Below are 16,726 nucleotides of genomic sequence, written 5' to 3'. Positions count from 1 at the left end.
GCTGTAGGTTCTGAAAAGTGACGGACAAAAACTAGGAGAAGACAATGGCTCGAGTAGCATTAGTGACCGGCGGCATGGGCGGCCTGGGCGAAGCGGTATGCATCAAGCTGGCCGCTCTGGGGTACACGGTCGTCACGACTCACTCGCCGGGCAACACCAAGGCCGAAAGCTGGCTGGCGGCGATGCGCGAGCAGGGGTACAACTTCAAGGCGTACCCCTGCGACGTGGCCGATTACGATTCGGCCCAGGCCTGCGTCAAGCAGGTCGAGCAGGAAGTCGGCGCGGTCGACGTGCTGGTCAACAATGCCGGCATCACGCGTGACATGACCTTCAAGAAGATGGACAAGGTCAACTGGGACGCGGTCATCAGGACCAACCTGGACTCGGTGTTCAACATGACGAAACCCGTCTGCGACGGCATGGTCGAGCGCGGCTGGGGACGCATCATCAACATTTCCTCGGTCAACGGCCAGAAGGGCGCCTTCGGCCAGACCAATTACTCGGCCGCGAAAGCCGGCATGCACGGCTTCACCAAGGCGCTGGCCCTGGAGGTGGCGCGCAAGGGCGTGACCGTGAATACCATCTCGCCGGGCTACATCGGCACCAAGATGGTGATGGACATCCCGAGCGAAGTGCTGGAAACCAAGATCATCCCGCAGATCCCGATGGGCCGCCTGGGCAAGCCGGAAGAAGTGGCCGGCCTGGTTGCCTACCTGGCGTCGGACGAGGCGGCGTTCGTCACTGGTGCGAATATCGCGATCAATGGCGGGCAGCACATGTCGTGATTGCCGCTGGCATGGCGACCGGAAGCACCGCCGCGGCGGTGCTTTTTTTACGCCTGCGGCGCGGGCGAGCGCCGTAACGGCGAGAACCAACCTTCTGTCCGACAAGAGCGCGGCTGACAGGGGCGATTTTTTGTATCCTGCACGGGAGCCCACAGCAAAAGCCGAAACCCATGGACGCCAGCGACACCTCTTCCGTCATCCTTCTCCCCAAGCAACTGCGCTACGAACACTTCGTGCGCCGCGTGGCCGCCACCGGCGAGGTCTGGGGCCTGTACCGTGACGGCTGGGCGATTGGTAAAACCGACGATGGCGCGCTGGTGTTTCCGCTCTGGCCGTCAAGCGAGCTGGCCCGGCAGTGCGCCGTGCTCGAGTGGGAAGGCTATGAACCCCACGCCTTCGCCCTGCAGGAACTGTTGGATGAGCTGCTGCCCCAGCTCGAGAACGATGGCGTGCTGCCGGGCATTACCTATACGCCGGACGAATACGGCTTGACCCCAAGTCACGATCAGTTGCGCGCCGACCTGGAAGGGCGGCTGCGCCGGTATGGCGAGCCAGCCCCCTCCGACCGCAACGACTAAAACCGAAGAGATACTCCATGCATCCACTGCCGCACGATGGGCTGGCCCTGGCCTGCCTCGATGAACAATTGTTGGTTCCAGGCGTCAAAGGTTTGCCGATCACCGAGCCCTTGCGCCAGGGCGCGATCGGTGTACAGGGCTGGAAGGTGCTGCATGCCGATACCAGTTTCCCGGTCGCTGTACTGAAGACCGCGGCCCTGAAGCACAACCTCGACTGGATGCGCCGCTTCTGCGAACGCCACAAGGTTTCGCTGGCGCCGCACGGCAAGACGACGATGAGCCCGCAGCTCTTCGGCGCCCAGCTCGCCAACGGCGCCTGGGGCATCACGCTGGCCAGCGCGACCCAGGTGCAGGTCGCGCACCGCTTCGGCGTGCGGCGCGTGCTGCTGGCGAACCAACTGGTCGCGCCAGCCGACATCCAGGCCATCCTCGCCCTGTTGCATGGCGACCCCGACTTCGACTGCATCGTGCTGGCCGATTCGCTGGCCGGCGTTGCACGCCTGGCGCAGGCGGTGGCCGCCCATCCGTTACAACGTCCGCTGCCGGTGCTGGTCGAGCTGGGACTGGCCGGCAAGCGCGCCGGTTGCCGCACGCCTGAGGAAGCATTGACGGTGGCGCGCGCGGTCGAGGGCGCCCCTGGCTTGCTGCTGGCCGGCTTCGAAGGCTACGAAGGGCTGCTGGTAACAAGCGACCGCGAGGCCGACCTGCGCGCCGTCGACGCTTTTCTCGCCCAGCTGGTGGCGCTGGTGCAGAGCGCCGACGACGAGGGCCTGTTCACGGGACCGGAGATCCTGCTGTCGGCCGGCGGCTCGTCCTATTTCGACCTGGTCGCACGCGGCTTCGCCCATGTCGGGAAGCTGTCGCGGCCGGTGCGCGCGGTGCTGCGCAGCGGCTGCTACCTGACCAGCGACCATGGCCTGTACGGGCGCCATCTGCGCGAGCTGGACGCGCGAGAAGACGAGTCCGATGGCCTGCGTCCGGCGCTGGAAGTCTGGTCGATGGTGCAGTCGCGTCCCGAGCCGAATCTTGCGATCCTTACCATGGGCAAGCGCGACGCGTCCTACGACGCGGACCTGCCGGCGCCGCTGTTCTACCACCGTCCCGGCCCCGGCGCGCCGAACGCGCTGCCGCCGGGCTGCGAGATCGTCAAGATGAACGACCAGCACGCCTACCTGCGCCTGCCCGAGGGGCACCCGCTGTGCAGCGAACTGGCGGTGGGCGACCTGGTCGGCTGCGGCATTTCGCACCCGTGCACGACCTTCGACAAGTGGCAGCTTTTGTTGGCGGTGGACGACGATTACGCCGTGCGCGGCGCCTTCAATACCTTCTTCTGAAAGGGCGGGGCGGTAGGCTACAATTCTTGCTCGACCTTCCAGAGAGCCGCCATGCCCGCCACCCCACCGTCGCTGTTCCCGCCGATCCAGCCCATCCGCCACGGCATGCTCGCCGTCGACGAACTGCACACGATCTACTGGGAGGAAGTCGGCAACCCGAACGGCATTCCGGTGCTGTTCCTGCACGGCGGCCCGGGCGCCGGCCTGTCGCCCCAGCACCGCCGCTTCTTCGACCCGCACGCCTACCGCGTGATCCTGTTCGACCAGCGCGGCGCCGGCAAGTCCACCCCGCTGGGCGAGTGGCGCAACAACACGACGCAGCTGCTGATCGAGGACATCGAGCGCCTGCGCGTCATGTTCGGCATCCCGCAATGGCTGGTGTTCGGCGGTTCCTGGGGCTCGACGCTGGCGCTGGCCTATGGCCAGGCGCACCCCGAACGCTGCCTCGGCTTCGTCCTGCGCGGGATCTTCCTGTGCACCGCGGCCGAAGTCGACTGGTTCCTGCACGGCGTGCAGTGGTTCTATCCCGAGCTGTACGAGGAATTCATCGCGCCGATTCCATTGGCCGAGCGCGGCGAGCTGCTGCAGGCCTATACACGGCGCCTGCTGTGCGACGACCCGGCCGTCTACTGGCCGGCGGCGCGCGCCTGGAGCCGTTTCGAGGGCCGCCGCGTGTTCCTCCTGCCGCAGGAGGAAGAGCAGCCTTCCGACACGCTCGACCTGGGCGTGGGCCGCCTGGAGGCGCACTACATGGCCAACGGCGCCTTCCTGTCGGAAGACCAGCTGGTGCGCAACATCGGCCGCATCGCCCATTTGCCGGCCGTGATCGTGCAGGGCCGCTACGACGTGATCTGCCCGCCGCTGTCGGCGCACCGCCTGCACGCGGCATGGCCGGGCGCGAAGCTGCGCATGATTCCGGACGCTGGCCACGGCGCGCTGGAGACGGGCATCGCGCGCGCGCTGGTCGCGGCCACCGAACAGTTCAAGCGCAGCAAGCGTTTCGATTGAGGCGGGGCGCATTTCTGCGCCGCGCGTGCGGCTGCTACACTACGCCTGACACACCCACAAAGCCAAGAAACGTGTTCCCATGAATATCCAGATTAGCGACATCGGCCACATGATCCAGTTGGCGATCGCGCCCGTGTTCCTGCTGACCGGCGTAGGAACCAAGCTGACGGTGCTGACCAATCGCCTGGCGCGCATCATCGACCGCACGCGCGTGCTGGAGGACCGGCTGCATATCGCCGCCAACGAGGACTACACCGAGGAACTCGAGGTGCTGTACCGGCGCTCGCACCTGATCAACTACGCGATCAGCTCGAGCACCGCGTGCGGCTTCCTGGTCTGCCTGGTCATTGCCATGCTGTTCTTCGGCGACTCCACCAACATCAGGCTCGACAAGTACATCGCCGCCTCCTTCGTGCTGGCCATGCTTGCCCTAATCTTCAGTTTCGTCTTTTTCCTGCGCGAGATCTTCATCTCCTCGCGCTTCATGCGCATGCGCCACGACGCCAGCCTGACGCCGCCGGTGCGCCGCAATTAACCAAGAATCGAGTACCCCATGCACGACTACCAGCGCCCTCCCACCCTGCACCGCTACGGCATGCGCAGCGACCTCGAGCAGGCGCTCACGGCCGGCCAGTTCCGCCTGGTCCCGACCGGCGGCTTTTTGACCCTCTCGTTCTCGCGCGCCTGGAACAAGGCCTTGTTCGACGTGCTCGCCCCGGCCGACTGCTGCCTGGTGATCCACAACACCGAGGAATTCGGCGAGCGCCTGCACCGCGCGGTGCAGCGCGCGCTGCCCAACTGGGCCGGCATCGACGGCGCCGTCGAATACGGTTCGCGCTCGCCGCTGGGCGCCGCCTTCACCAAGAGCGCGGCCCAGGCGCGCGAGCAGGAATGGCAGTTCGCCTGGCGCTCGATGTCGCCGAACGCGAGTTTGAATCCGGTCGTGGTGCGGATCGGCAGCATCGAGCAGTTTGCGGAGTTGCGGGCACCGGAGAGTCACTTGGTGTAAGCGGTTCGCATGCGTAGGGAAGGTGGGTTCGAGAACCCACCCTACCACCGCGATCCGTAGGGTGGGTTCTCGAACCCACGCGGTACAACGCATGCACATCGAAACGCCACCTCACGTTTAGAACCCCCGCTCCACAGATTCACGGTTTAATGCCGTGATGACAAACACTGCCTACCCCCACCTGCTGCAACCGCTCGACCTGGGCTTCACCACGCTGAAGAACCGCGTGATGATGGGCTCGATGCACACCGGGCTCGAAGACCGCTTCTACAACTACGGCAAGCTGGCCGCCTTCTACCGCGAACGCGCGGCCGGCGGCGTCGGCCTGATCGTCACCGGCGGCATCTCGCCGAACCGCCAGGGCTGGCTGCTGCCGATGGGCGGCACCCTGAATTTTCTCGGCGACGTGCCGAACCACCGCCGCGTCACCCGCGCCGTGCACGAAGAGGGCGGCAAGATCCTGCTGCAGATCCTGCACGCCGGGCGCTACGGTTATCAACCCTTCGTGGTCTCGGCCAGCGCCACCAAGTCGCCGATTTCTCCCTTCAAACCGCGGGCGCTGACCGAGCGCGGCATCGAGGCCACCATCCGCGCCTACGCGCGCTGCGCGAAGCTGGCGAAGATGGCCGGCTACGACGGCGTCGAGGTGATGGGCAGCGAGGGTTACCTGCTGAACCAGTTCCTGTGCGCGCGCGTGAACACGCGCAGCGACCAGTGGGGCGGCCCGATCGAGAACCGCATGCGCCTGGCGCTGGAAGTGGTGCGCCGCATCCGCGATACCGTCGGCTCCGACTTCATCATCATGTACCGCCACTCGGTGCTCGACCTGGTCGAAGGCGGCAATACCTGGGACGAAGTGGTCACCGTCGCGCGTGCGCTGGAACAGGCCGGCGTGACCATCCTGAACACCGGCTACGGCTGGCACGAGGCGCGCGTGCCGACCATCGTCACCTCGGTGCCGCGCGCGGCCTTTGCCGGCGTGGCGGGGCGCCTGCGCAAGGAGGTCGGCATTCCGGTGGTGGCCTCGAACCGCATCAACATGCCGCACGAGGCTGAGACCTTGCTTGCGCGCGGCGACGCCGACATGGTGTCGATGGCGCGTCCCTTCCTGGCCGATGCCGCCTTTGTCGCGAAAGCGGCGAGCGGACGCGTCGACGAGATCAATACCTGCATCGGCTGCAACCAGGCTTGTCTCGACCACACCTTTGCGAACCGGCGCGCCAGCTGCCTGGTCAATCCACGCGCCTGCCACGAGACCGAACTGGTGTACGTGAAGACGAACACGCCGCGCCGCATTGCGGTGGTCGGGGCGGGGCCCGCCGGCCTGTCGGCCGCGACCGTGGCGGCCGAGCGCGGCCACCAGGTGACGCTGTTCGAGGCGTCGCACCGCATCGGCGGCCAGTTCAACGTCGCCATGCAGATCCCCGGCAAGGAGGAGTTCGCCGAAACCATCCGTTACTTCGGGCGCAAGCTGGAAACGACCGGCGTGCAGGTCGCGCTGAACCGCCGCGTCACGCGCGAGGAGCTGCTGGCGCAGGGCTTCGACGAGGTGATCGTCGCCACCGGCGTACGCATGCGCAAACCCGCGATTCCCGGCATCGAGCACCCGATGGTGCTGTCCTATCTCGAGGTCCTGCGCGACAAGGTCCAGGTCGGCAAACGCGTGGCGATCATCGGCGCCGGCGGCATCGGTTTCGACACCGGCGAATTCCTGCTGCACGATCCTGCACACCCGTTGCCCCAGCCGGTGTCGACCTGGACTGGAGAATGGGGCGTCGACCTGAACGTCTCGACGCCGGGCGGCCTGGTGCAACCCGTGCCGGCGCATCCCTACCGCCAGTTGTGGCTCCTGCAGCGCAAGACCACGCGGCCGGGCGCGGGCCTCGGCAAGACCTCGGGCTGGGTGCACCGCGCGGCGCTCTCCCGTGGTGGTGTCAGGATGATGGCGGGCGTGCAGTACGACCGCATCGACGACGCCGGCCTGCACATCACGGTCGGCGGAAAGCAGCAGGTGCTGGAGGTAGACAACGTGGTGATCTGCGCCGGGCAGGAAAGCCTGGATGAGCTGACGGCCGCCGAGGCCGGTAACGGCCCGCGCTTCCACAAGATCGGTGGCGCGGCGCTGGCGGCCGAGCTGGATGCGAAGCGCGCGATCCGCGAAGGGGCGGAGCTGGCTGCGCGCTTGTGATCGTTGTGGGGTGGGCGCCCCTGTGCCTACGCGTGAACGATGAGCATTGTTGGCCTGCTTTTCGCGCCAACACGACGCAAGGCGGCTTGGCGCCGCCCATGCGTTCAATAGGCGTTTGACATTGCGCTGTGCTGGCCCTTCTTGCGTGATTTGAACGCGTGGGCACGGGGCGCCCACCCTACGTCCCTGCGCTTTACACCGCGAATCCTTCAGTAGCTCAGGCGCAGGTACACCCCGCGGTGATATTCGTTGATATAGCGAAGCAGGAAGTACTGGAAGTAGATGATCGAGAAGATTTCCATCGACTCTTCCGCGGTCACCATCAGCATGAAGGCGAAGTCGCGCACGCCGCCGGTCTGCGCCACATGGTGGCCTTCGATGGTCTCGAAGCCGATGGCCGCGAACACGAAAGCCGCGCCGGCCAGCGCGAAGTTGATCATGTAGACCTTCTTCAGGCGCAGCAGGAAGGGAATCATGTAGATCGCCACCGCGATGACGATGGCCGCCACCGGTATCGTCCACGCCACCGACAGCACGGGCACCGCTTCGAAGTGGGCGCCCGCCACCGCCTTGACCATCTTGCTCAGGATGATGCGCAGGTCGGCGAATTCGTCGACCGACATGAACAGGAAACCGGCCGCCAGGATGCGCCACGCCAGGACGTCCTTGTGACCGGCCACATGCGCCAGGCGCGCGGTCGCGAACAGCAGGCAAGAGGTGAGCAGCAGGTTCAGGGACGAGAAATAGGTCGGGATGTTGTGCTCTTCGTAGAAGTCGAAGAGCGGCACCAGGCCGAGCGCCATGTCGTTGCCGGCGTAGTACTTCAGCGCCATCGCGCCGCTGTGCGCCAGCACCAGCAGGAATGCGAGGAAGAGAATCTTGCGATGCAGAGCATACAAGTCGGACGGGCCGACGACGAGCTGGCGTGCCTCTGTACGCACCGCCTGCGTATCGCTGATCTCTGCCATGACTTTCCCCTTTTTATTATTGATTGAAGTTCAACTTTCAGGCGGATATTAGCAGAAATAATATAAATTATTTAATTATTCGATGCCGCAATGCAGCAGAAGTTGCGCTGTAACGACAGTGTGGATAAAAAAACAAGGGGTGCGCCGAAACGCACCCCTTGTTTGACTGCCGAGCAGGCAGGAATCGCTTACTTTTTACGCACCACGACGCAGCCGATCGAGTAGCCGGCGCCAAACGAGCAGATGACGCCGTTCGCGCCCGCGGGCAGGTCGTCCTGGTACTTGTGGAAGGCGATGATCGAGCCGGCCGACGAGGTGTTGGCGTAGCTGTCGAGGATCACCGGCGCCTCGCCCGGCTCGGCGTCGCGCCCGAGCAGCATGCGCGCGATCAGGAGGTTCATGTTCAGGTTGGCCTGGTGCAGCCAGTAGCGCGAGACCTGCGGGATCTGCAAGCCGGCCGCTTCCACCGTTTCCTTGATCATCTCGGCGGCCATCGGGCACACTTCCTTGAACACCTTGCGGCCCTGCTGGCGGAACAGTTTATCGGCCTTGCCCACGCCCGACTCGTCGAAGCGGTTCATGAAGCCGAAGTTGTTGCGGATGTTGTTCGAGAACTTGGTCTTCAGTTTCGAATCGAGGATCTCGAACTGGTGCGCGCTGACGGCGGTATCGGCCGCTTCGATGACCATCGCGGTGCAGGCATCGCCGAAGATGAAGTGGCTGTCGCGGTCGCGGAAGTTCAGGTGGGCGCTGGTGATTTCCGGATTCAGCACCAGCACGGCGCGCGCCTGGCCGGTCTGGACGGCGGCCATCGCGGTCTGGATGCCGAAGGTGGCCGAGGAGCAGGCCACGTTCATGTCGAAGCCGAAGCCTTCGATGCCCAGCGCTTCCTGCACCTCGACCGCCATGGCCGGGTAGGCGCGCTGCATGTTGGAGGCGGCGACCAGCACCATGTCGATGTCGCTGGCCACGCGGCCGGCGCGCGCGAGGGCATCCTTGGCGGCGGCGACGCAAATCTCGGCCTGCAGCGACAGTTCCTCGTCCGAACGTTCGGGGATGCGCGAGGTCATGCGCGACGGATCGAGGATGCCTTCCTTTTCCATCACGTAGCGCGACTGGATGCCGGATGCCTTTTCGATAAAGGCGCTGCTCGACGGTTCGAGCGCGGTGACGCTGCCTTCGGCGATGGCGGCGGCATTCTCGACGTTGAACTGCTCGACGTAGGCATTGAACGCCGTCACCAGCTCGTCGTTCGAGATGGAATACGGGGGCGTAAACAGGCCGGTGCCGCTGATGACGACAGTTTTCATAAGAGGACTTTCAAAGGAGATAACGGGGTGTTCCCCGCAGACTGACGGGGATTCTACACAATCGGGGAGTAGCTGGGAATTGTCGGGGTGTCTATTTTGTAGGCAGTTTCTTCGGTTCTAGATGACGTTATTTGCCATATTGATACTGCATCCTGCGCTCACCTGCGCTCACCTGCGCTCACCTGCGCCGGCTGTGCTCAGCGCGCGTGCCCGGCCAGCTTCGCGTCTTCCTGCCGCTTCGACAACTGCATCGGTTCGCCCTTCAGGTGCCTGACCGCCTGCGCCAGCTGGAAGTCGTCGTCGCTGCCGTAGGCGAGCGGCTTGCGCTGGCGTAGCGTGTCGAGCAGGGCCATCTGCGCCTCGATGTCGTCCTGGCGCGTCGCTTCCTCGGCCTCGCCCGACAGGTGGCGCTCGAGGTCGGCTTCGCGCATGCGCAGCGCGTTCAGGCCGTCGTCCTCGGCGGTTTCGTCGACCGGGAAGTCGGGCACGATGCCGCGCGCCTGGATCGAGCGTCCGGCCGGCGTGTAATAGCGCGCCGTGGTCAGCTTGACCGCGGCTTCGCGACCGATCGGGCGGATGGTCTGCACCGAGCCCTTGCCGAAGGTCTGGCTGCCGACGACGACGGCGCGCTTGTGGTCCTGCAGCGCGCCGGCGACGATTTCCGAGGCCGAGGCCGAGCCGGTATTCACCAGCACCACCAGCGGCAGGGTCTTGAAGACGTGCGGTACGTTCGCCAGCGGATCGCGCCCGCTGCGCAGCATGTAGTATTCGGGCCGGCCGAAGAAGCGCTGGCGCATCTCGGCCAGCTGGCCATTGGTCGAAACGATTTCCGCGCCCTCGGGCAGGAAGGCCGCGGCCACCCCGATCGCGCCTTGCAGCAGGCCGCCCGGGTCGTTGCGCAGGTCGAGCACCAGGCCCTTCAGTTGCGGTTCCTTGCGCGCCAGCTCGGCCAGCTTGGCGGCCATGTCGTCCACCGTCGGCTCCTGGAACTGCGAGATGCGCAGCCAGGCGTAGCCCGGCTCGACGAGCTTGGCCTTGACGCTTTTCTGCACGATTTCCTGGCGCTCGACCGTCAGCACCAGCGGCTGCGGCGCGCTGGCGCGCGCAATGGTGAGCGTGACGCGGGTGCCGGGCGTGCCGCGCATGCGCTTGACCGCTTCTTCCAGTCCCAGGCCACGCACGTCGGCGCCGTCGATGCGGGTGATCAGGTCGCCCGCCTGGATGCCGGCGCGCTCGGCCGGCGAATCCTCCATCGGCGCGACGATCTCGACATAGCCTTCGTCGCTCTGGCCGATCTCGATGCCCAGGCCGACGAAGCGGCCCTCGGTGCCTTCGCGCAGCTCGCGGTAGGCGGCCGGATCGAGGTAGCCGGAATGCGGGTCGAGCGAGCCGACCATGCCGTTGATGGCCTCGGTCAGCAGCTTGTCGCCCTTGACCGGTTCGACGTATTCGGACTGGATGATGCCGGCCACCCGCGCAAGCTGGCGCAGTTCGTCGAGCGGCATGCTCGGCTCGACCGGCTTGTAGGCGAGCGCGGAAAACTGCATCGTGACCGCGACGCCGGCGGCAACGCCAACGGCCAGCAGGCCGGTGTTCTTCAGAGTGGAGCCCATAGATCGTTCTGTGCGGCGGCGCATGGCCCCGCTGTGCACGCATGAGATAGCGCGCGTCCAGTATAAACCCGATTCGCGCCCAGGCGGGTCAGCATGCCATGGATAGGCCTTCGATTTTGTCTACGCGCTCTACGGGATTCCGTTAAGCGCTCAAGTGTCGATAGACACGCTAGAACCAGTTCAAGGCACGCACGAGCGTACTAATGCGCGGAACCAGTCGAGCGCGGGATCGTTGTCGCTGCGCGGGTGCCAGATCATGTCGACCTCCAGATCGTCGACGTCGAACGGCAAGGGGCTGATGGCCAGGCCGAACGCCGCCGCATGGCGCGCAGCGACCCGGCCGTGCAGTGAGGCGATGAGCGGCGACTGCGCGGCCATGGCAAGCAGCGTCATCACATTGTGCGAGGAATGCGTCACCTGCAACTGCGCCGCAGCATGCCGGAGCATGTATGCCAGAAATCCCGATAGATCCATGTCGGCCGACACCAAGCCGTGTACGGCAGCAAAATACTCGTCTGCCGTGATCGGTGTCGAACAGGCGAGCAGAGAAGGATTGAAGCAGCAGACGTATTGTTCGCGGTACAGCTTCTCCCGGCGCAACCATCCCAGGTCGTCGGATGCATGCGCGATCATCAAGTCGATCCGGTCGTCGTTCAGCAAGACATGGAAGGCTTGCTCTGCGATGGGAATCGATTGGATCCGTATGCCGGGGGCATGCTGTCCGAGATGAGCGACCAGGGCCGGGACGATGATCGCCTCCGCTTGTCCATTGATGCCCAAACGGAAAGTGCGCGTTTCGCTGGCCGCGTCGAACCGGGCCTTTGCGGCGAGGGCCTCCTGCATTTGCAGCAAAAGCGGATGGAGGGCGGCGTGCAGCGCTTTTGCACGCGCGGTAGCCTGCATCACGTGGCCGGTACGGATGAACAGCGCATCGTCGAAGAGCGTGCGCAGGTTCGCCAATGCATGGCTCATCGCCGGTTGCCGGATTTTCAGCCGCGCCGCCGCGCGTGTCACGCTCAACTCTTGCATGAGAGCGTCGAAAGCCAGCAGCAGATTCAGGTCGAAGGTGCGCAGGTTGAAGTGATTGATTGCTTGCATAGACGTATCGATGAGGTCCAGGCGCAGCCTACCATGCTGATGGTGCATCGAAATAATCGATGCAACTCATATTTTGGATCGATTTGTTGAATTGATGCAGAGCGGTTAGGATTTTCCATACGAAACCTTGGCTACCCGATAGGGAGCAATCACCCATTGATTTTTTGAAAAGCAGCATCTATGGCATTCCCAAAACCGGCAGTCGGCAGCACGCTTCCTACCCCCTCGCGATCATGGAAGTTCATCCCATCCCTGCTGGCGTTCACTCTGCTGGTCAATGGCGCCGCCGCGTTCGCGGCCCTGCCAAGGTATCCGCAAGCGTACGACGGCAAGATCGTCTTCGGTGCGAACGAGCATCTCTGGACGGTGCCGCGCAGCGGCGGTACGGCAGTACAGTTGACAAAGGGGCCAGGGACCGATGTGTATCCGCGTGTGTCGCCGGATGGCCGTTGGATTGCTTATACAGGAATGAACAATGCCGGTAGCGATGTTTGGGTGATACCGGCGGCGGGCGGTAATGCCATGAGGCTGACCTATCACAACGGACGTGGGCTGGACAATATTGTCGTGACCTGGTCGCCGGATTCGAGATATATCGTCTACCTGAGCCAGCACACGCAATGGAACCGGCTCGTCCGGGAGCTCTACCGGGTTCCGGTGGCGGGCGGACTTCCCGAGGCCATGCCGCTCGACAACGCGGTCGGCATGGCCACCTATGGGCCAGACGGCCACACCATTGCCTATAACCGGTTGCTGACGCAGAGCGGCAATTGGAAACGCTACGATGGCGGCATGTCGCGTGAGGTGTTTACGTATGACTTCGAGACGCGCGAGCTTCGCCGGCTGACCGATTGGGCCGGCATCAATGGGTTCCCGATGTGGTATGGCCGAAAGATCTACTACCTGTCGGACCAGGACAGCGAGCGGCGGGCGAATATCTGGATGCTCGACCTGGACACCAACCAGCGGCGCCAGGTAACGCATTTCACCGACTACGACATCGATACGCCGGCGCTTGGCGATAACGCGATTACTTTCCAGCAGGGCGGCAAACTGTATCGCCTGGACCTGCCCAACGAGCGCCTTGGCGAGGTGAAGGTGTCGCTCCCGGGCGACAACCCGCGCACGATGAAGCGCACCGTTGCCGTCAAGGACTTGGTGCGCGGCGCCGCTGTCGTACGCGACGGTGACCTTGACCTGCCCGACCGCGTCAACTATGCACTCGCACCCGATGGGCGGCACAGCCTTTTTTCCGCACGCGGCGAGCTGTTCAGCGTCCCGACGCAGGACGGCAGGCCGGTCAACCTCACGAATAGCGCCGGTGTCGAAGAGGACGCCCCAGCCTGGTCCCCGGATAACCGCACGGTGGCTTACGTGACCGAGGTCGATGGCGCCCGCCAAGTTGCGGTGCGTTCCGTCGACGGCGGGCCAGAGCGGCTGCTGACGCATTTCGAGAAGGGTTATTTCTTCACGCCTGTGTTCGCGCCGGATGGACGCAGCCTGAGTTTCAGCGATGGTGAGCACCGCTTGTGGCTGATCGGTATGGATGGCGGTGCGCCGCGTCAGGTGGCGCAGGACAAGCGCCAAGGCATCCACGACCAAGTCTTTTCACCCGACGGTCGCTGGCTGGCGTTCAGCATGGCCGCGACCGCCAAGCGGCGCGATCTTTACCTGTACGAGATCGCAACCGGCCGCACGCACCGCCTGGGCAAGGGCGAAGGCACTGACGCCAACCCGGCGTGGTCACCCGACGGTAAGCGCCTGTACTTTACCTCGGCCCGTCACGTGAATGCTGTGCCTTCCGACCAAGAAATTGACTTTGCGATGGTGAAATCCACGGGCATTTACGCGATCCACCTGCCCGATAGTACGGAGATCATGGTCCCGGAGAACCTGATGGCGCAGGCCGTGGCCGTGCCGGTGGAGCCGGGCAATATCGTCCAGCTCGATGCCCGCAAGGGCCGGCTTTATTACCTGACACAGCCTATCCCCCTGTTCAATGGCGTATTAAAAGGCGAAAAACCGACCCTGCACCGCTTCGATATCGACACCGAAAAAGACAGTGTCGTCGCCGAAGGCCTGGACAGCTATTCGCTGTCGCTGGATGGCGAAAAAGTGCTTGTCAAACAGGGGGACGACTACAGCGTGCTGGATGCCGAGCCCGGCGCCGCGGCTGCCCCGGCGCAGCGCCTTGACCTCGATCGCCTGCGCGTGACGGTGGATCCGTCCGTCGAATGGGCGCAGATGTTCCATCATGCCTGGCGGCTCCAGCGCGACCTGTTCGTTTCTCCGACGATGAACGGCCAGAACTGGGATGCCGTGCGCGTACGCTACGCGAAACTGCTGCCGCTGCTCGGTTCGCGCAGCGACTTGAACTGGCTGCTTGGCGAGATGCTCGGGGAACTGTCGAATTCCCACATGTATGTCGGGGGCGGCGACGACGGTCATGCGGCCGACACCCCGGACCGGCCCCGACTCGGCGTCGATTGGGCGCTCGACCGGAATACCGGACGGTATAAGCTTGCGAAAATCCATGCCGGCGACAATACGCTGCGCGAGTATCGCAGCCCGCTGAGACAACCCGGGTTGCCGGTCAAGGCCGGCAATTACGTCTTGGCCATCAACGGAATGGAGTTGCGGGCGCCCATGGTGCCGGACGCGCTTCTGCAGGGGCTGAATGCCTCCAGTCCCGTCGACCTGGACGTTGCGGACTCACCACAAGGCACGCGCCGGCACGTGCGCGTCCAGCCGGTGGTCAATGAGATGAACCTGCGCGAACTGGCTTGGATCGAGCACAACCGGGAAACGGTGGATCGGCTGTCATCCGGACGTGTGGGCTACGTCTATTTGGCGGACATGGGGCAACGTGGCCTGGAGCAGTTCACGCGCCAGTTCTACGCACAGCTGAACAGACAGGCGCTGATCATGGATGTACGCTGGAACGGCGGCGGCTCGGTAGCGGACTACATGATCGAACGCTTGCGCCGGACGCAGGCTGCGTTCAACGGGAACCGCACCGGCGCCATGGACACGCAGCCGCAGGAACTCGGTGCCGGCCCCAAGGTAATACTGATCAATCGTTGGACGGGCTCGAACGGGGAGCTGTTTCCGTATCTGTTCCAGCAGTATGGTCTCGGCCAAGCCGTAGGGACGCGTACCTGGGGCGGCCTGCGCGGCTATAACGGCAACGTACAGTTGATCGATGGCGGCTTTATCACGATTCCGTCCAGGGCCGTCTACGGCATGCAGAGGAAAGAAGTCGTGGAAAACCACGGCGTCGATCCTGATGTGGTGGTGGAGAACATGCCCGCCGACCTGCTGGCAGGGCACGATGCGCAACTCGAAACCGCAGTGAAGCTGATGATCGAGGCGATTGACGGCCAAGCGAACCGGCTCCCGGATCAGGCAACAGCGGAATCACGCCAATAGAGCGGGGCTCTGTCGCGTTGGACTTCCCGGTATTTCCCCATTTTTATCATGATCTTAATGGGGTCGAACTTCGCTTTTGGGGTGTCCTGTTCAAGGATCGTGACTACAGTGCCTGCCCCGGCGGCTTTGCTGAGTCATTGTTTCTGTCGGTATGTTTCAAGTCTTTATTGAGACGTAACAGCCGGCGTTTGTAAAGCCGTTTGGACTTCCGGTAAGCAATTGTAAGAATCGGCGCGGCGGGTTTGGCGTGGTCCTATAGTCAATTGCAGTTTTTCTCTCTCCACCGTTTTCGCAGTGGATTTTGCCCACGGTTCTCCGTGGGCTTTTTTATTGGCGCTGTCACCGTTAGCTATGGATGAGCGGTGAACTGTCGAGCTCATTCACGGTCCAACCCGCATCGCCATCGATACGGGTCGACCATGAAAGCGCTTCGCTTCACGAAGTGGTTTGCGGCCTTGCCCGCACTGAGCGGGCCCCAACGGCTGCGCGTCCTCGACGCCTTGCGACCGGCTGCCGGGCTGCACCAGGTGCTCGCGCTGATCGCACAAGTCAGGTCGACCGCACGCTGCTGCCCGCATTGCCGGTGCGAACGCTGGCACCGGCATGGGCACTCCAACGACCTGCAGCGCTACCGCTGCCGCGCGTGCCGGCGCACCTTCAACGACTTGACCGGCACGCCATTGGCAGGCTTGCGGCTGCGTGGGAAATGGCTAGATTATCTCGATGCGCTGCGGGCATCCCGCCCGGTGCGGGCGGCGGCCGACGGCGTCAAGGTACACCGGAACACCGCTTTTCGCTGGCGGCATCGCTTCCTGGACCGGGTGAAGGCGGACCGGCCGGAATCCCTGAACGGTATCGCCGAGGCCGACGAAATGTTCATCCTGGAATCCCAAAAAGGTTCGCGCAAGCTCGATCGGCCGGCGCGCAAGCGGGGTGGCGCGGCCAGCAGGCGCGGCATTTCACGCGAACTCGACTGCATCCTCGTGGCGCGTGACCGCAACAGGCAGACCATCGATGCCGTCGTCGGCCGCGGCCCCGTCAGCAAGGTTCAGCTCGAGCATCACCTGCTGCCTTTCCTGGACAGGGACGTTCTGCTTGTGACGGACGCGAACGCGGCCTATCGTGTTTTCGCCCGCGCCCATGGCATTGCGCACCAGGCCGTCAATGTCAGCGCCGGCGAGCGTGTCCGGCCAGGCCCGAAGGGCGCCATCCACGTACAGAACGTGAACGCCTATCACCAGCGCTTGCGGGCATGGCTGGCGCCTTTCCATGGGGTCGCATCGCGCTACCTGCCGAACTACCTGGGATGGCGCCGGATGCTCGATGGCGGCAAGGTCACTTCTGCCGATCAGTTACTCCGCCTTGCGATCGGGCTCATCCACAACGAACGGTGACAGCGCCTTTTT

General features: G+C 64.2%; 13 protein-coding genes. 9 read left to right on the top strand and 4 right to left on the bottom strand.

Annotated features, from left to right (window positions below):
- The first annotated feature begins 44 nt into the window (after nt 1-44).
- The 7 genes from phbB to ACFOPH_RS18085 all read left to right on the top strand — a co-directional run bounded on the left by phbB (nt 45) and on the right by ACFOPH_RS18085 (nt 6,902).
- Nucleotides 45-785 (top strand): acetoacetyl-CoA reductase, encoded by a 741-nt coding sequence (phbB, locus tag ACFOPH_RS18115; RefSeq protein ID WP_379736771.1) that lies wholly within the window; start codon nt 45-47, stop codon nt 783-785.
- Nucleotides 786-955: 170 nt separating this feature from the next.
- A complete protein-coding gene (locus ACFOPH_RS18110; RefSeq protein ID WP_312548459.1) occupies nt 956-1,363 on the top strand; it encodes a DUF2750 domain-containing protein in 408 nt (135 codons plus the stop codon).
- 17 nt (nt 1,364-1,380) lie between these two features.
- A complete protein-coding gene (locus tag ACFOPH_RS18105) occupies nt 1,381-2,697 on the top strand; it encodes an amino acid deaminase (protein WP_379736769.1) in 1,317 nt (438 codons plus the stop codon).
- 51 nt (nt 2,698-2,748) lie between these two features.
- Nucleotides 2,749-3,705 (top strand): prolyl aminopeptidase, encoded by a 957-nt coding sequence (gene pip, locus ACFOPH_RS18100; RefSeq protein ID WP_312548461.1) that lies wholly within the window; start codon nt 2,749-2,751, stop codon nt 3,703-3,705.
- Nucleotides 3,706-3,784: 79 nt separating this feature from the next.
- Entirely contained in the window at nt 3,785-4,240 is a 456-nt protein-coding gene (locus tag ACFOPH_RS18095; RefSeq protein WP_312548463.1) for a DUF2721 domain-containing protein, read from the top strand.
- A gap of 18 nt (nt 4,241-4,258) precedes the next feature.
- Nucleotides 4,259-4,714, top strand: coding sequence for a hypothetical protein (locus ACFOPH_RS18090; protein WP_312548464.1), 456 nt, complete (start codon nt 4,259-4,261; stop codon nt 4,712-4,714).
- A 157-nt stretch (nt 4,715-4,871) separates the two neighbouring features.
- Nucleotides 4,872-6,902 carry an NADPH-dependent 2,4-dienoyl-CoA reductase gene (locus ACFOPH_RS18085; RefSeq protein WP_312548499.1) on the top strand — a complete coding sequence of 677 codons (2,031 nt, stop codon included), beginning with the start codon at nt 4,872-4,874 and terminating at the stop codon, nt 6,900-6,902.
- Between the two features lie 209 nt (nt 6,903-7,111).
- Here the strand turns inward: ACFOPH_RS18085 and ACFOPH_RS18080 are convergent, their stop codons facing one another.
- The 4 genes from ACFOPH_RS18080 to ACFOPH_RS18065 form a co-directional block, all read right to left on the bottom strand.
- The gene (locus tag ACFOPH_RS18080) at nt 7,112-7,870 is read right to left on the bottom strand and encodes a hypothetical protein (RefSeq protein ID WP_312548466.1); all 759 of its coding nucleotides are present in this window, start codon (nt 7,868-7,870) and stop codon (nt 7,112-7,114) included.
- A 188-nt stretch (nt 7,871-8,058) separates the two neighbouring features.
- On the bottom strand, nt 8,059-9,180 hold the full coding sequence (locus ACFOPH_RS18075; protein ID WP_312548467.1) for a beta-ketoacyl-ACP synthase III: 1,122 nt from the start codon (nt 9,178-9,180) through the stop codon (nt 8,059-8,061).
- A gap of 197 nt (nt 9,181-9,377) precedes the next feature.
- Nucleotides 9,378-10,793, bottom strand: coding sequence for a S41 family peptidase (locus ACFOPH_RS18070; protein ID WP_312548468.1), 1,416 nt, complete (start codon nt 10,791-10,793; stop codon nt 9,378-9,380).
- 180 nt (nt 10,794-10,973) lie between these two features.
- Entirely contained in the window at nt 10,974-11,891 is a 918-nt protein-coding gene (locus tag ACFOPH_RS18065) for a LysR family transcriptional regulator (RefSeq protein WP_379736765.1), read from the bottom strand.
- A 180-nt stretch (nt 11,892-12,071) separates the two neighbouring features.
- Here ACFOPH_RS18065 and ACFOPH_RS18060 point away from each other — a divergent pair, with 180 nt between their 5' ends.
- Both ACFOPH_RS18060 and ACFOPH_RS18055 read left to right on the top strand, forming a co-directional pair.
- A complete protein-coding gene (locus ACFOPH_RS18060; RefSeq protein WP_379736763.1) occupies nt 12,072-15,320 on the top strand; it encodes a S41 family peptidase in 3,249 nt (1,082 codons plus the stop codon).
- 419 nt (nt 15,321-15,739) lie between these two features.
- Complete coding sequence (locus ACFOPH_RS18055) at nt 15,740-16,714, top strand: IS1595 family transposase (RefSeq protein ID WP_379736760.1); 975 nt, start codon at nt 15,740-15,742, stop codon at nt 16,712-16,714.
- Nucleotides 16,715-16,726 lie beyond the last annotated feature (12 nt).

Source organism: Massilia haematophila, assembly GCF_042647645.1.
Taxonomy (GTDB): Bacteria; Pseudomonadota; Gammaproteobacteria; order Burkholderiales; family Burkholderiaceae_D; genus Telluria; species Telluria haematophila.
The sequence above is the reverse complement of the archived record's forward strand: the minus strand, read 5'-3'. Positions and strand labels throughout refer to the sequence as shown.

What these genes read in the sequence shown, in the direction of transcription:
- ACFOPH_RS18095 (WP_312548463.1), top strand. Translation starts at nt 3,785, where the DNA reads ATGAATATCCAGATTAGCGACATCGGCCACATGATCCAGTTGGCGATC.
- ACFOPH_RS18080 (WP_312548466.1), bottom strand. Translation starts at nt 7,870, where the DNA reads ATGGCAGAGATCAGCGATACGCAGGCGGTGCGTACAGAGGCACGCCAG.
- ACFOPH_RS18060 (WP_379736763.1), top strand. Translation starts at nt 12,072, where the DNA reads ATGGCATTCCCAAAACCGGCAGTCGGCAGCACGCTTCCTACCCCCTCG.
- phbB (WP_379736771.1), top strand. Translation starts at nt 45, where the DNA reads ATGGCTCGAGTAGCATTAGTGACCGGCGGCATGGGCGGCCTGGGCGAA.
- ACFOPH_RS18065 (WP_379736765.1), bottom strand. Translation starts at nt 11,891, where the DNA reads ATGCAAGCAATCAATCACTTCAACCTGCGCACCTTCGACCTGAATCTG.
- ACFOPH_RS18055 (WP_379736760.1), top strand. Translation starts at nt 15,740, where the DNA reads ATGAAAGCGCTTCGCTTCACGAAGTGGTTTGCGGCCTTGCCCGCACTG.
- ACFOPH_RS18110 (WP_312548459.1), top strand. Translation starts at nt 956, where the DNA reads ATGGACGCCAGCGACACCTCTTCCGTCATCCTTCTCCCCAAGCAACTG.
- ACFOPH_RS18105 (WP_379736769.1), top strand. Translation starts at nt 1,381, where the DNA reads ATGCATCCACTGCCGCACGATGGGCTGGCCCTGGCCTGCCTCGATGAA.
- pip (WP_312548461.1), top strand. Translation starts at nt 2,749, where the DNA reads ATGCCCGCCACCCCACCGTCGCTGTTCCCGCCGATCCAGCCCATCCGC.
- ACFOPH_RS18090 (WP_312548464.1), top strand. Translation starts at nt 4,259, where the DNA reads ATGCACGACTACCAGCGCCCTCCCACCCTGCACCGCTACGGCATGCGC.
- ACFOPH_RS18070 (WP_312548468.1), bottom strand. Translation starts at nt 10,793, where the DNA reads ATGGGCTCCACTCTGAAGAACACCGGCCTGCTGGCCGTTGGCGTTGCC.
- ACFOPH_RS18085 (WP_312548499.1), top strand. Translation starts at nt 4,872, where the DNA reads ATGACAAACACTGCCTACCCCCACCTGCTGCAACCGCTCGACCTGGGC.
- ACFOPH_RS18075 (WP_312548467.1), bottom strand. Translation starts at nt 9,180, where the DNA reads ATGAAAACTGTCGTCATCAGCGGCACCGGCCTGTTTACGCCCCCGTAT.